This window comes from Clostridium sp. Cult3 (assembly GCF_021655115.1).
Classification (GTDB): Bacteria; Bacillota; Clostridia; order Tissierellales; family Tepidimicrobiaceae; genus PPXY01.
This window is the reverse complement of the sequence record NZ_PPXY01000046.1, coordinates 1-15,880: the sequence shown is the minus strand read 5'-3', so window position 1 is coordinate 15,880 and position 15,880 is coordinate 1. Positions and strand designations below refer to the sequence as shown.

Genomic DNA, 15,880 nt, shown 5'->3' with positions numbered 1-15,880 from the left:
ATAAATGCGGTTATATATTTTTTTTATCATTAAAAGTGACATTTTCACTGAATAAATTTCTATGTTCTTATGTGACATTTTCATTGACTATTGACATAGCTTTTTTAAATTTTTATTATTCTATTTCTACTATCTTACCTAATATCTCATCACCTATATCAATTATTCCAAAAGTCTTCTTACTCCTAAAACCTCTAGGCATAGAAGGACTACCTGGGTTCATTATTATTATACCACCTTCTTCGTAAAAAATCGACATATGAGTATGCCCAAATAGTACTAAATCAGCTTCTACCTCTTGAGCCCTATAAAGCAACCTATTTACATCATATCTTATGCCATAATTATGTCCATGAGTTAAAAACAGAGTTTTTCCCTCTATATTGAGTATCTCATCTTCATTGTATTTTGGGTGAAAATAGTCTCCATTGCCCTTTACTATAATGGTTTCTACTTCTGTAGCTTTTTCAATCTTTTCCCCATCCTCTACATAATCCCCTAAATGGATGATCAAATCGGGTTTGTCCATACTATTTACTTGATTGATAAATTCCCTAGTGCTTCCATGGGTATCACTTACCACAAATATTCTCATAAGCATCATCCTTCAATATCTTATCCATCTGTTCCTTTAATCTACTTAATGCTCTAGCTCGATGGCTAATCTTGTTCTTCACATCTAGTCCTAACTCTCCAAAGGACTTGTCGTAACCCTTTGGTACAAATAAAGGATCATATCCAAATCCATTATTTCCTTTTGGCTCAAAACCTATGACCCCATCACATTTACCTTCAACGGTAAATATACTTTCATCTTCTAATACTACCGCTATAACCGTTTTAAAATATGCATTTCTTTTTTCTATTGAAAGACCTTCTAATTCTTTTAATAATCTAATATTATTTTTATTATAGTCGTGTTCTTCTCCTCCATATCTGGCAGAATGAACTCCTGGTGCTCCATCTAAAGCATCCACAAAAAGACCAGTATCATCAGCAATAACTATGCCTTCTACCTTTTCCCTTAAAGCTCTAGCTTTTTTTAAAGCATTTTCCTCCAAGGTTTTACCGTCTTCTTCAATCTCGAAGTTTTCAAGTTTTAAATCCTTTTTAGATAGAACTTCTACAGGTAAATTTTTTAGTATTTCCTTCATTTCTTCTACTTTATCTGGATTGCCAGTTGATAAAATTAATTTCCTTCTAGTCATGATTCTCCCCTTCTATATTTTTCCCTATTAGTTGGCTAATATCTCCTAAAGCTTCCCTCTGTTTTATTATCAATTCATTGTTACCTTTTTCTGCAAAATCTAATAATTTATTTAATTCCATTTTGGAAAAAGTACTTTCTTCTCCAGTACCTTGTATTTCAATAAACTGACCATCATCAGTCATTACTATATTCATATCCACTGAAGCTCTATGGTCCTCTTCATAGCATAAATCTAACATTACCTTATTATCGACTATGCCTACGGATATAGCCGATACAAAGTTGGATATGGGGATTTGTTTTATTTCCCCTCTTTCATATAACCAATTTAATGCATCTACAAGTGCTACAAATCCTCCAGTAATAGAGGCTGTTCTAGTACCTCCATCGGCTTGTATAACATCACAATCTATCCAGATGGTCCTTTCACCAATTATTGATAAATCCATAACTCCTCTTAAGGATCTACCTATTAGCCTTTGAATTTCTTGGGATCTGCCTTCTACTCTTCCTCTTGTTGAATCTCTAAATTTTCTATGGGTTGTAGAACCAGGAAGCATAGAGTATTCTGCAGTAATCCAGCCAGTATCGGTACCCTTTAAAAACGGAGGTACCCTATCGTCTATCATAGCGGTACATATTACCTTAGTATATCCCATCTCCATAAGGACAGAACCTTGAGGGTGTTTTAAATAGTTTCTAGTTATCCTTATATCCCTTAGTTCATCATAATTTCTATCATCAATTCTGCTCATTTTAACAACTCCCATTATTTTTTCTATATAGTACATTTTAATCCAAGCCCTTATTTATATCAACTTTCTATTTTAGGGACTAGATACCTTATTCTATTCTACCAAATATTTCTTCATCTTTCTATATTGTAATCCACTTTCAATATTTTATACTTTCTACAAAATAAAAACAAGCTGCCCTTTGGACAGCTTAATATTCATTGGCAAATGCCGGAATTGTCATATCTACGTGAAAATCCATTCCCATATCTTCTAAACTTTTCCCGTCTATAAGCAATTCTACCTTTTCTACCTCATCAAATTCCGATAGGGTTAATCCAATATTCCTTACCATGTCGTTGAAAACTTGAGCATCCTCCGGTGGATTCCCATAGTCAAAAGAAATATCTATATAGGCTATTCCATCTTTAATGTCCACACCATGAAAACTAGTTCCTTGGGGAATATGCGAACTAAGGCCTAGCTCTGCAGGTGGTCCATCAAACAATACTTCCAGTGCAGTATATACGTTAGGCATAGGTGCTAAAGTTGGTATAGTTACGGGCACATAGTATTCATAATCTTCTTCAAAGTTAATTCCCTTGTAATATACCACGACCTTAGATCGCTGGTTATCCCCCTCCAATGCCAAATTAATATTTTCCCTTTTTATTGGACTAGATATATCTGCTCCATACTTCATAACTGGAATAGTCTCACCATCGACTAAAAACTGAACTTCATCAATGGCTTGAAACTCAGTCAATGTATATACTACTCCCTTTATTAAATTTTCTTCATCCTTTTCTGTTTCATAGTTTAATACTTCCTTTGAAAAATCCACCTTGCAAAGGCCTATCTCCTCATCTATGGCCATCCCCCTTATTTCTGTTCCTGCTGGTATAATAGGTGATAATCCAGTGTTAGCCATGCTTTCCCTTAATTCAGGACTATCTATCATATTTCTCAAAGCCAATTTAGCAATGCCTTCTTCCCAGGGAATCTTTTTCATAAGAGGCACTAGCAAACCTTGTTTATCTCTAAAGTATAGTATAGTCCCTCGCATCCCATCGTCTTCCGCAATTTCAAATTCCAAATCATCAGACCTGATGATTTCTAACTCTTCCTCCTTAGAAAAAAGTTTCTTAAAACCTCCTTTCCCCTTGCAACTTACGACCATTACACCTACTACTATTATTAAAAGTATTAATGCTATTTTTTTATTATCCATCCCTTACCCCCCTCCATATTGTTATTACATTATATTAATGGATAAGGGGTACTATGATTATTATTTCTTTTTAATAGTTGTAAAATAGCCACCACTTATAGGATTTACTGAATTTGTTGTAATAAAAGCTTCTTTTTCATAGCTATAGACTATCTCCTTAAGTTTAGCCAGATCTTTTCTATGTATGGCTAATTGGAGTATTTCCCTACTACCTTCCCTTCCTTCCCCATGTAGTACCGTTACTCCAAAACCTGATTCCCTTAACTTCTCAATTAATTCTGCATTATTTCCATTTTTAAGTATAACTTGTGCTGCTAAGTTACCTAGGGCTATTCTATTTTCTATGGTAATACCTATATAATTGCCACAGGCAAAGCCTAAAGCATAAGCCAATAGGTTGCCAAGATTATCTAGGTTGCTGACTACTTTGCTTAAAGCAGTCACGTATATACTCACTTCAAAAAAACCTATAATAGCTGCATGAATCTTTCGTCCTTGTACTACCATTAACATCCTAATAGTTGCCAATGTAACATCTGCAACTCTTGCCAGAAAAATAAATAAGTACCAAAACATTAGCGACTCCTCCCTGTCTAAAGCATTCCTATGATGCTAATTCTATTTTCACAATATTTATATACTTTATACACTAGACTATCAATAATGTCAAATAAAAAAAAGCGGAGATATAATCTCCACTTTTAATATATTTCAAAATATCTTTCGATTCCTTTTATGATGGATTCTACCAACAGATCTTGATATGTTTCATCGGTTAACAACTGTGCTTCCTGGATATTAGTCAAAAATCCTAATTCGATTAATACCGATGGCATAGCTGTGTCCCTTATGACCACTGTTTTCTCCCGAGCTAATAATCCCTTGTTTTGAGCTCCAGTGCCTTTTGTCATCTCATCCATTATTATGTTGGCTAAATTATATGTTTCTTCTTTAGTAACATTTGCCTTATTCTTTGAATGATATAAAATTTGAATTCCAGACACATTACCATTAGGATGAGAATTAGAGTGTATACTTATAAATAGATCTGCTCCATTTCTATTTGCAATATTTGCTCTTTCCTTCAATTCTATAAAGATGTCATCTTCCCTCGTCATTATTGTGGTATAGCCTTTATCCTTCAAACCTTCATTAAGCTTGTGGGATACTGCTAGGTTTACATCCTTTTCCCTAATGCCATTTTGAACTGTTCCTGGATCTTTTCCACCATGACCTGGGTCTATCACTATAACTCGATCAGAAGGTTTTATGTTTGAATCTCTCTTTAGACTTAGGGTTATTTTATTATCCATATTCTTTGATAATATACTGTATTCAGCACTCCTGATGAAGTTGATGATAACCTTGGAAGCATTTCTTTCCTTTACTACTCGTATATCCTTTATTAGCCCATCATTAATAGCTGTATATCCTTCCTCTAAATCTAAGCTATCCGATGGAAGGCTAATGGTCATTACTTTTCCATGGCTATTGTAGTCTACATTGTACTCTATCTCTCTATTGGCGTTAATGGATATAATCCTATTTGCTCCTTCAAAGGAATAGTCAACTGCCTCCCATATACTAGTTTCAGGTGTAATAACTATCCGATCGTCATATGTATCAATTTTTACATTTGGATCTGATACTCCATCCTTAATATCTAATACTACTCTAACAATCTTATCATCAGGTTTATAGTTATTGTCTGGTATAAATTGAGATGCTCTTACCTTTTCAACAAGCCCTATACTATGATTATATTCTACATAATCCCCTGCCTCTAAAGACGAATCTAGTAGATCTATAACTATCCTTTCTGGATTATTAAATTTCATAGTGTTTATTTTAGGTTTAAACTCGTTGTAGATTACTATAGCTTCTTTTCCATTTATTTTTTCCTTGTTTATATTGCCTACTTTATTCAGATTAACTACTTTATTTACTGGGGAAATAGTAATACTCTTACCCTCATTTCCAGATTGGATTTCAAAATCTACCTTCTCTGTCAAGTGAACAACTATCCTTACTACATTTGGTGATAAAGAGAATTGGGATACATTTAATTTAGATATAGAACCACTATTCACATTTAATACCCCTACTCCACCTTCAAAAGGTATACCCCCTTTTAGATTCAGTTTAGCATCTTCAATGTCTATTACAAATCTATTGGGGTTTTCCAATAGAGCGGTAGAATACTTAAAATTGTCTGTTCCATTTATAACTATATTTGGTATACTAGTGCTACCCTTATCTAAGAATATATCAGTTACTTCCATAGCACTTGAATTCCCATCGGGATTTTCCTCTACCTTTGTATTTATAAAAGGAACTCTATTGGCATTGTCCCATCCTACTTCGTACCCTAGTATTTCAGACACTAATCTAAAGGGTATCATGGTTCTAGTATCTTTGTTAGCAAAGGTAACAAACTTAGGAGTCAATTCCTTGTCTACTACCTTTTTCTGTCCATTAACATATATGTCCCTACTATTAATGGTCATCTTTATTTCCTTACTGTTTTGAATGACGGTAGCAGTCTTAGTCTTTTGATCCCAGTTTACTTTTGCACCATACCGCTCTACAAACCTTATAGGGACAAATGTGTAATCTCGATGAATAAAATTTGGAATCCCTATATTTATGGCTTGTCCATCCACTAGAACGGGTACTTCTGTTACTGTATGTTTGCGTCCATCCATACTTACTGCGATTTTGTTGTGCTTTGCGGCTGCAAATCCCGGCGAGCTAAAAAAAACAAAGATTAGCAAAAGGGATAATACAGCTTTCCATTTCTTCATACCAATTGCCCCTTTCTACATCTTTTATCTTAAGTCTATTACCCTTAAATTATTTATATCATTTGAAGGCTTATTATGTCAACGAATTAGAGCTTTTGTAATCATAATGTAACATTCAATCTATAATAGAAAGGCCTTTATATAGTTCATCGCTAGTAGGACCGTCAATTTCCATGGGAATCCCACCCTTCTCCATAATAATCCCTTTTTCTATTACTTCCCCAATAACCGTAACCTTAATTCCTTCTTCCGCTAATCTATTTTTTATTATTGGAATCTTTCCTTTTTCTGCTACTATGAGCATACTGCCACTTGAGATCAATCTATAGGGATCTATATCTAAAATATCTGATATCTCCTTAGTGATCTGCTTTATGGGAATTAGATCTTCATATATTTTTATGCCTTTGTTAATAGCTACTGCTCCTTCCCAAACGGCCCCTAATACTCCACCCTCTGTTATATCATGCATATAGTTTACACCTATTTCTCCACATATAACCCCTTCTTTTACAACGCTGATGTCTTCTCCCATGGATTGGGCTTCTTTAATTTTCGCTTCATCTATTTTATCCTCTAGATAGGCCTCTAACTCCTTTGCTAATATAGAAGTTCCTTCAATACCAACATATTTTGTCATCAGCACCTGATATCCATCCTCTATACTATGGATATCTAACATGTTTTCCTTTTTTTGTTTTCCAACTACTGTAGCAGATATTACTACTCTATTAACTGCGTCTGTAATCTCCGTATGTCCTCCCATTATTTCTACATTTAACGTCTTAGAGGCTTCCCCTGCTTCATTCATTATCAAATAAATATCCTCTTCAGTAGTATTTGGAGGAGCTAAAATAGTTAACAACACTCCTATAGGTTCAGCTCCACTACTGGCTACATCATTACAGGATATGTGAACTGCTAATTTGCCTATATCCTTAGTAGCGCCTGTTATTGGATCTGTAGATAATATACATACCTCATCACCAAAGTCTACTATGGCATTATCCTTCCCTATAGCAGAACCTACCAGTACTTCTTCTCTTCTATTTTTAATATTATCAAATACAATTCTTTTTAGTACTTCATTTGGCAATTTACCTATTTCCATGATCTACTACCCCCTTAGCTAATCCTATATTAATTATTCTATAAATATATTATAGCAAACATTATACACTTTTAGTACACTTTAAGTACACTTATATGTTTTTTATAAAAGAGAAAAAGAGCTTCCCTATAGAAGCTCTATTTTTCCTCTATTACATCCCTTATTATTTTATTTACCATTTGGGGGTTTGCCTTTCCTCTAGTAGCTTTCATTACCTGGCCAACTAAATAGCCTAAAGCTCTATCCTTGCCATTTTTATAGTCTATAATGGATTGTTCATTTTCCGACAGTACCTTTTCAACTATTTCCCTCAATTCACCTTCATCAGATATTTGGATCAATCCCTCATCCTTTACAATTTGTGCTGGTGGATTGCCCGTTTCAAACATACTTCTAAGTACTTTTTTACCAATATTGTTGCTGATCTTATCCTGATTTATCAATTCTAAAAGATCTGCTAAATCCTTAGGTTTAAATTTCAAATCCTCTATTTCAATCTCTTCATCATTTATTCTTCTTAGCACATCGCCCATTATCCAGTTGCTAACCTGCTTAGGATCATCAATATATTTTACCGTTTCTTCATAGAAATCTGCCAACTCCTTGGACTGAGTAAGTACACCTGCATCGTATTCTGGTATATCGTAGTCCTTCATAAATCTTTCTTTTTTAGCATGGGGTAGTTCTGGTAAGGAGTTTCTTATCTCTTCTATCCATTCATCTTCTACCTCAATAGGCAAAATGTCTGCATCTACAGCATATCTATAATCTGCCACTTCTCCCTTTTCTCTCATGATGATAGTTTCACCTATTACTTCATCCCATCTTCTGGTTTCCCTATCAGTGTTTTTCCCTTCTTTCAATAGGGATATATGTCTTTTTTCTTCATATTCCATAGCTTTGACTGCTCCTCTAAAGGAGTTTAAGTTTTTAAGTTCCGTTATGTTAGTTTTGTTCCCAGTTTCCGTATCTACTACATTTATGTTGACATCACATCTTAAAGAACCTTCTTCCATTTTACAGTCGGAAACCTCTATATATTTTAAAGTAGATCTTAGCTTTTCTAAGAACAACCTAGCTTCCTCTGGAGTATTCATATCCGGTTCTGTAACTATTTCTATTAAAGGCACTCCTGCTCTATTATAATCTAAAAGGGAGTCTCCCTCTTCTGTATGAATAGATTTTCCTGTATCTTCCTCAATGTGAATCCTAGTTAAACCAATGTTCTTTGTCCCTTCTTCTAATTCAATTTCCACATATCCACCACTACATAGGGGTATGTCATCTTGGCTTATTTGATAGCCTTTAACCAAGTCTGGATAGAAGTAGTTTTTTCTATCCATTTTCGTCCTATTAGCAATTTTAGAATTAAAAGCTATACCTGCTTTTATTCCATATTCCAACACGGATTTATTTAATACTGGCAAAGCCCCAGGTAATCCTAAGCAAACTGGGCAACAATGGGTATTGGCTTCTCCACCAAATTCATTGGTGCAGCTACAAAATATTTTAGTATGGGTCATGAGTTCTACGTGAATTTCTAATCCTATTATTGTTTTATAAGCCATAGTTTTCACCCCCTAAAGATATCTCTTTTTCAAAAGCCCTTGCTGCTTTCAAAATATTTAGTTCTTCAAATCTATTCCCTATTATCTGTAATCCTACAGGTAACCCTTCTATATATCCACAAGGCATAGAAAGAGAACATATTCCCGCTAAATTAACAGGCACAGTAAATAGATCGGATTTATACATAGCTAACGGATTGTCAACCTTCTCCCCTAATTTGAAAGGTAAATTAGGTGCCGTCGGAGATAGAATGATATCATATTTTTCAAAAGCCTTATCGAAATCTTCCTTGATAAGAGTTCTTACCTTTACAGCCTTTTTATAGTATTCTTCGCTATGCCCTCTACTCAAGCTATAGGTACCAGCCATTATCCTCCTTTTAACCTCTTGACCAAAGGCTTCGGTACGAGTATTTATATATAGTTCGTCTAGTGTTTCGTAATTTTTAGATCTGTAGCCATATCTAATTCCATCAAATCTAGCTAGATTAGAACTGATTTCCGCAGTAGATACTATATAATAGGTTGCTAGTCCATATTCAGTATGAGGTAAGGATATCTCCTCTGTTTTAGCTCCTAGGCCCTCAAACACCTTCACTGCATTTAATATCTCTTCTTTTACTTTTTCATCCATTTTCAAATCAAAATATTCTCTAGGAATACCTATCTTCATTCCTTTTATGTTTTCAGAAAGTTTTTCGACATAATCTACTACATCCCTGTTTATAGAAGTAGAATCCTTTACATCATAACCTACGATAGTATTAAGCATCAATGCTGCATCGGAAACATTCCTTCCTAATACTCCTATTTGATCTAGAGAATTTGCCAAGGAAACTAGACCATATCTGGAAACCAAACCGTAGGTAGGCTTTATCCCTACAACACCACAATAACTAGCTGGTTGTCTAATAGAACCACCAGTATCTGAGCCTAGAGCCAAAGCCACTTCTTTTGCCTTCACAGCAGCAGCTGAACCACCACTAGACCCTCCTGGCACCTTTTCTAAGTCCATAGGGTTTTTAGTAGGACCAAAATAAGAGGTTTCCGTAGAAGAGCCCATGGCAAATTCATCCATATTCAGCTTTCCTAGGATGATTCCATCAGCTTCCTTTATTTTTTCTACAACGGTAGCCTCATAAGGTGGAATAAAATTTTCTAGCATCTTAGAACCACAGGTAGTTCTTACATTTTTAGTTACAATATTGTCCTTAATCCCAATGGGTATACCAGCTAACGAACCTAGTTTCTCACCATTTTTTATCTTCTCATCTATCCTATCGGCAGACTGTAATGCTTCTTCCTTAGTTATAGTTATGAAGGCATTTAATTCTTCTTCTATATCTTCTATCTGATGGAGATGTGCCTCTACAATATCTCTACTAGATATCTCCTTATCTTCAATTTTCTTTTTCATCTCCATAGCAGTTAATTTTACAATATCCATATTTTCACCTCTTTCTACTCCATTACATTTAGTAATTTAAAATAACCATATTGTTCTTCTGGTGCATTTTTTATTGCATCTTCCTTTGATAGGCCTTCCTCTACCCTATCTTCTCTCAAAGGTTGAGAATTAGAATTAACAAAATAGGTAGGCTTAACACCTTCAGTATCTACTTCCTTTAACTGATCCACATAATTAAGAATTTCTTTAAACTCATAAGTAAAACTTTCTAGTTCTCCATCATTAAATTTCAATTTACAAAGCTCTGCAATATACTTTACATCTTCTATGGAAACCACTTTTAATACCTCCTTTATTCATCCTTGACTACTACATATTTTATCACTAAAAAAAGAAAAAACCAATTTGCCCAAAATCGGGCAAATAACTATCAAAAATGGTGCCTGGCACCAATTTTGATAGTTATTTATCAGATATGAGTAAGTTTAACTCTTGTTCATCTATTATTTCAATGCCTAGCTCTACTGCTTTTTCATATTTGCTACCTGGGTTTTGGCCTACTATTACATAGTCGGTTTTACTGCTGACAGAGCCTGTTACTTTGCCCCCTTGTTTTTCTACCATATCCTTCAGCTCCTTCCTAGTGTAGCCTTCTATTGTTCCAGTAATGACTACTGTCTTATCGGTAAAGAAAGATTCCTCCTTTTCTATGTCTTCGTAATGGGGATTGACTCCTTCAGACAACAGCTTATCTAGTCCTTGGAGTATCCTTTTGTCGTGGAAGAATTCTATAATACTTTCGGCTATTTTAGGACCTATATCCGGTATAGTCATCAACTCTTCATAGGTAGCATTTTTTATTCCTTCTAGGGATTTAAAGTGTTCTGCTAAGTCCTGAGCTGTCTTTATGCCTACATTATTTATACCTAAAGCATATATAAAGGCGTCTAATGTAGTATTTTTACTCCTCTCTATAGCTTCTAATAGATTGTTTGTCTTCTTATCTTTAAAACCTTCTAGCTTTATTAAATCCTCATATTTTATCTCATATATATCTGCTACATCGGTTAAGTTTAATTCTTCGAATAGTTTTTCTGCTGTCTTTTCGTTAAATCCCTCTATATTCATAGCATCACGACTAGCAAAATGAACCATCCTAGATACTAGCTGTGGTTTGCAGGTTAATGAGTTAGGACAGAATATATGGACTCCCTCTTGGATTAATTCACTATTACATGCCGGACAATGGGTAGGCTTATTAATCTCTTCTGTTTCTTCATCTGTATCTACTACTCCCATTATCTCTGGAATCACCTCATTAGATCTTCGAATAAATACTCGAGAATTGAGTCTAACTCCTTTTCTTTCAATATCATCAAAATTATTTAAAGTTGCTCGCCTTACAGTAGCTCCAGCAATTTCCACTGGTTCCAATAGAGCCGTAGGGGTAACCTTTCCAGTTCTACCTACATTCCATTCTACGGATAATAATTTGGTAGTAGTCTCTTCCGCTTCAAACTTATAGGCTATAGCCCAACGGGGAAACCTCATAGTATAACCTAGTACTTCTCTAGTCCTTATATCATTTATCTTAATAACTGCTCCATCAGTTAATACATCTATATGATGCCGTCTATCCTCAATCTTTTCAATCTCCTCAATTACTTCATTAATGGTATGGCATTCTTTAGCATAACCATATACTGGGAGCCTATTATCCTTTATGAACTGTAGCATTTCTATATGGGTTTCGAACTCTTTCCCTTCAATATGTCCTATATTATAAAAATAGGCTATTAGATTTCTATTAGCTGTAACCTTAGGGTCTAAATTCCTTAAGGCCCCAGCTGCAGCATTTCTAGCGTTTTTTAAAGGCTCTGCTGCTTGTTCATTATATTTCTTAAGGGCAGATAAGGGCATCAGCCCTTCTCCTTGAATCTCCAGTGTCCCTTTATAGTTTATTTTTAATGGCAAGGTTTTAATGGTTCTAATCTGAGGTAGTATAGCCTCCCCAACAGTACCATTTCCCCTAGTAGCCCCTTGAACCAATTCACCATCTCTATAGGTTACATTTATGGTCAATCCATCAAATTTATATTCTACTACATAAGTAGGGGATGGTAGTTTGTCTTCATGGCTACTATTGTATTCATCTATCAAGCGTCTTACCCTTGCATCCCAGTTTTTCAACTCTCCATAGCTCTGACTTTTGTCCAAACTCCAAAGTCTACCCATGTGGGTATGCTTTTCAAACTTATCTAATATCTCCCCTCCAACTCTTTGGGTAGGAGAATAAGGGTAGACTACCCCAGTTTCCTTTTCTAATTTTACCAATTCATCATATAATTGATCATATTCCTTATCGCTTAATTTAGGATCGTCTAGGGTATAATAATGATAATTTAGCTCATCGATGATATCTATGAGTTCCCTTATTCTTTTGATCTTATCCATAGTATTAATCTCCTTTCACAATCTCTATAGGAGCAATAGAAAGAAGTAATCGCTTTAGCCCTATTGTATTATCAAAAGCGATGACTACTTCCTTGTCATTATCCCTATCTTTAATTTGTACAATAGTACCTACACCCCATTTTTTGTGATTAACTTTTGTACCTACCTTAATATCTTGGTCATCTATTTTAGGTTCTGGTGTAGAAACCTTTCTCCTATTGGAATAATCTATTACGTTAATCAACTGTTTTCTACCACTCTTTACTGAACTTGTTTCATGTCCAGCCACGAAAATCAAATCCTCTGGTATTTCATCTATAAATCTAGAAGGTAGACTATAATTTACATTACCATATATTGTTCTAATCTTTGCATGAGTTATAAACAATAGCTCTTGAGCTCTTGTTATAGCTACATAACAAAGTCTTCTTTCCTCTTCCAGTTCTGATTCGTCTTCTAATGCTCTGGATATAGGGAATAATCCTTCTTCCATACCTACCATAAATACCACGGGAAATTCTAATCCCTTAGCAGAATGGACTGTTAACATAGTAGCTGAATTTTCCACATCTTCTGTCTTGTCTACATCGGAAAGAAGGGATACATTAGCTAAGAAATCTTCTAATGTTCCTTCTGGATTTTTTACTTCAAAATCTATAGCTACGGAGATAAATTCCCTAATATTTTCTAATCTGGTTTGAGCCTCAATATTATCTTCCTTTTCTAGTTCCTTTATATATTCCGTTCTGTACAGTACTTCTTCTATAAAATCCTTTATGCCCATTTCTTCTTTCATATCCATCAGATTGTTTATGATTTCTTTAAATCCACTTAAACTGTTTATGGCTCTGGTAGATAGTCCAGGCACACTTTCCACATCTTGGAGTACAATATATATACTTTCCCCAATAGCATTAGCATACTCCTCAACTTTTCCTACTGTAGCATTACCTATACCTCTCTTAGGTACGTTTATTATGCGCTTTAATGATATATCATCAACAGGATTTTGAATTAGTTTTAAGTAGGCTATTATATCCTTGATTTCCTTTCTATCATAGAACCTAAGACCTCCTACTATCTTATAGGGGATATTTCTTTTCATAAAGGCTTCCTCAAAGGACCTAGATTGAGCATTAGTTCTATATAGTATGGCAAAGTCTGCTGGCTTATAGCCCTCATTCATTAGCTCTTCTACCTTATTCACTACAAAGTAAGCTTCATCTTGAGAATCTGGTAGACTCTCTACTACGACCAAATTCCCCTCTTCATTGTCGGTCCATAGGCTTTTATCTTTTCTTTCAGAGTTGTTTTTTATTACATGATTTGCTACATTTAATATATTCTTAGTAGAACGATAATTTTGTTCTAGTTTTATTATTTTAGTATTTGGAAAATCCTTCTCAAAGTTAAGTATATTGGTTATATCCGCACCTCTCCAGCCATAAATAGAATTATGAACTACTATGTCCTGACAAATATACTGTCTTAAATTAGGAACTGAAATATCATATACATTTCCCTTGTATTCCTCTATAAAGGTTGCTTCTACAATATCCTCAACTATGTTTCCATCTTCATATACTGGAATGCTCATATTTGGTCTTATATGACTAGCTGGCATATAGATAAAATAGTTATCATCTGTTAGCCTTGCTCTTTTTACTATCTCCATCTCCTCATCTAACCCTTCTAGGCTTTTCGCAAATTCTATTGCCTCATCATAATCTGCCCTTTCTGTTTCCACTCTCCATGACTCTCTATTTTCATCCCATACGGGAAAACCTGAAGCCTCAACATTTTTCTTGGACTTATCACCACTTGTATTAAAATGTATTCTATGACTATACCAACCTGATTCTACACCAGCTTTTTTGCCACTAAAAAAGCTCAAATTCACAATTTGTCTTATACTATCTCCTCTGATTACACAATTTGCTCTATGATGAGGATATTCTTCAAACAATAAGAAATCTTCCATCAACTTTATAGCATTGGTCTCCGTATCTATTTCCTCAAATATCCTATCATTATATTCTTGATTAATGCTCATCTCCTTACCTACTACATGGAAACAAGTGGTAGGTATCTGATACTCAATAGAAAGCAACTGCTGGTAAAATACTGCTTCTGACTTGCTATTACATGTCTTTATGATCCAAGCCTTGTCTCCTTGTTCTTGATTCAATCTAACCATAAGCCCATTTACTATCTTCTTTTCCCTAGTTCTTACTCCTTGAGTTACTCCTATTCTATAACCTTTATCCCTTCGATACATCAAGTACACATAGAAAACTCCTGGCTCTGGATTTAGTTTGCCAAACATTATGTGATTTGGAGTAGTCCTAATGCTTTTTCCCGATTTAGTTTTTATATTTATTATTGGACCTTTATATTCTTTCTTAATTATTTTATCTATACCGCCTTCTAAAACTTCTCCTCTACCAGAAGCTGAATATATTACACCAGCCTCCTTTAAATCCTCAATTGATATTTGACCTTTTGGGGTACTTACCTTAGAACCTTCTAGTACACACTGGTCATCATCTCCTACCACACATAGATTCCTATACCTATTGGATAGTAGCCTTACCAATTCGTATTGGGATTTGTTTGTGTCTTGAAACTCGTCTATAAATATATATTTAAACTTCTTTTGGTAGTAGTCTAAAACCATAGGGTCTGTCCTAAGTAATTCCAAAGTCTTTATGATTAGATCATCAAAGTCTAAAGCATTGTTCTGCTTTAGTTTCTTTTGGTAAAGGGCATATAGTTCTCCTACATTTCTTCTATAGAAATCATTGTAATTTTGGTTTATATATGTATCTGGAGAAATCATACCATCCTTTAAGGTACTAATAGTTCCTAATACGGATTTTTCTTTATATATGTCCTTGTTTAAATCCTTCTCCTTTATGCATTCCTTCATAAGGGTTATCTGATCATCCCTATCATATATGGAGAAATTTCTCTCATATCCAATCTTATTTATATCCCTTCTCAATATCCTTACACCAATGGAATGAAATGTCCCCATCCATATATTGTCTACATCTCCATCAAGTAAACTTGCCACCCTTTCTTTCATTTCATTGGCTGCCTTGTTGGTAAAGGTTATTGCCAATATATTTCCAGGGAAAACTCCCTTTTCTTCTATTAAATAAGCTATCCTGTGGGTCAGCACACGGGTTTTTCCACTTCCTGCCCCTGCTAATATGAGCAAAGGTCCTTCTGTATGCAGAACAGCTTCTTTCTGTCTATCGTTTAAACCTTTTATATAGTCCATATTTTCACCATCCTAAATAAACATTAGTTTCCTTTTTAATTATATAATAAAGCTTTGATTATTCCAATTAAATT

Annotated in this window: 12 protein-coding genes; all 12 read right to left on the bottom strand. The window is 34.6% G+C overall.

Annotation, left to right across the window (positions count from 1 at the left end; all coding sequences use genetic code 11):
- Positions 1-115 precede the first annotated feature (115 nt).
- On the bottom strand, positions 116-595 hold the full coding sequence (locus tag C3E88_RS09205) for a metallophosphoesterase (RefSeq protein WP_236909888.1): 480 nt from the start codon (positions 593-595) through the stop codon (positions 116-118).
- Positions 573-1,208: an RdgB/HAM1 family non-canonical purine NTP pyrophosphatase gene (rdgB, locus tag C3E88_RS09200; protein WP_236909887.1), complete on the bottom strand. Its 636-nt coding sequence runs from the start codon at positions 1,206-1,208 to the stop codon at positions 573-575. The genes C3E88_RS09205 and rdgB overlap by 23 nt, the downstream gene beginning before the upstream one ends.
- The gene (gene rph, locus C3E88_RS09195; protein ID WP_236909886.1) at positions 1,201-1,965 is read right to left on the bottom strand and encodes a ribonuclease PH; all 765 of its coding nucleotides are present in this window, start codon (positions 1,963-1,965) and stop codon (positions 1,201-1,203) included. Before rph ends, rdgB begins: the two co-directional genes overlap by 8 nt.
- A gap of 190 nt (positions 1,966-2,155) precedes the next feature.
- Positions 2,156-3,175: a GerMN domain-containing protein gene (locus C3E88_RS09190; RefSeq protein WP_236909885.1), complete on the bottom strand. Its 1,020-nt coding sequence runs from the start codon at positions 3,173-3,175 to the stop codon at positions 2,156-2,158.
- 60 nt (positions 3,176-3,235) lie between these two features.
- Positions 3,236-3,751 (bottom strand): DUF2179 domain-containing protein, encoded by a 516-nt coding sequence (locus C3E88_RS09185; protein WP_236909884.1) that lies wholly within the window; start codon positions 3,749-3,751, stop codon positions 3,236-3,238.
- Between the two features lie 125 nt (positions 3,752-3,876).
- Positions 3,877-5,979 (bottom strand): N-acetylmuramoyl-L-alanine amidase, encoded by a 2,103-nt coding sequence (locus C3E88_RS09180; protein WP_236909883.1) that lies wholly within the window; start codon positions 5,977-5,979, stop codon positions 3,877-3,879.
- Between the two features lie 115 nt (positions 5,980-6,094).
- Positions 6,095-7,090 (bottom strand): AIR synthase family protein, encoded by a 996-nt coding sequence (locus C3E88_RS09175; RefSeq protein ID WP_236909882.1) that lies wholly within the window; start codon positions 7,088-7,090, stop codon positions 6,095-6,097.
- A 137-nt stretch (positions 7,091-7,227) separates the two neighbouring features.
- A complete protein-coding gene (gatB, locus tag C3E88_RS09170) occupies positions 7,228-8,658 on the bottom strand; it encodes an Asp-tRNA(Asn)/Glu-tRNA(Gln) amidotransferase subunit GatB (protein WP_236909881.1) in 1,431 nt (476 codons plus the stop codon).
- Positions 8,648-10,105, bottom strand: a complete 1,458-nt coding sequence (gene gatA / locus C3E88_RS09165) for an Asp-tRNA(Asn)/Glu-tRNA(Gln) amidotransferase subunit GatA (protein WP_236909880.1) — start codon at positions 10,103-10,105, stop codon at positions 8,648-8,650. The genes gatB and gatA overlap by 11 nt, the downstream gene beginning before the upstream one ends.
- 14 nt (positions 10,106-10,119) lie before the next feature.
- Entirely contained in the window at positions 10,120-10,404 is a 285-nt protein-coding gene (gene gatC / locus C3E88_RS09160) for an Asp-tRNA(Asn)/Glu-tRNA(Gln) amidotransferase subunit GatC (RefSeq protein ID WP_236909879.1), read from the bottom strand.
- Positions 10,405-10,528: 124 nt separating this feature from the next.
- On the bottom strand, positions 10,529-12,520 hold the full coding sequence (ligA, locus tag C3E88_RS09155; protein ID WP_236909878.1) for an NAD-dependent DNA ligase LigA: 1,992 nt from the start codon (positions 12,518-12,520) through the stop codon (positions 10,529-10,531).
- A gap of 4 nt (positions 12,521-12,524) precedes the next feature.
- On the bottom strand, positions 12,525-15,806 hold the full coding sequence (locus C3E88_RS09150) for a UvrD-helicase domain-containing protein (RefSeq protein ID WP_236909877.1): 3,282 nt from the start codon (positions 15,804-15,806) through the stop codon (positions 12,525-12,527).
- Positions 15,807-15,880: the final 74 nt, after the last annotated feature.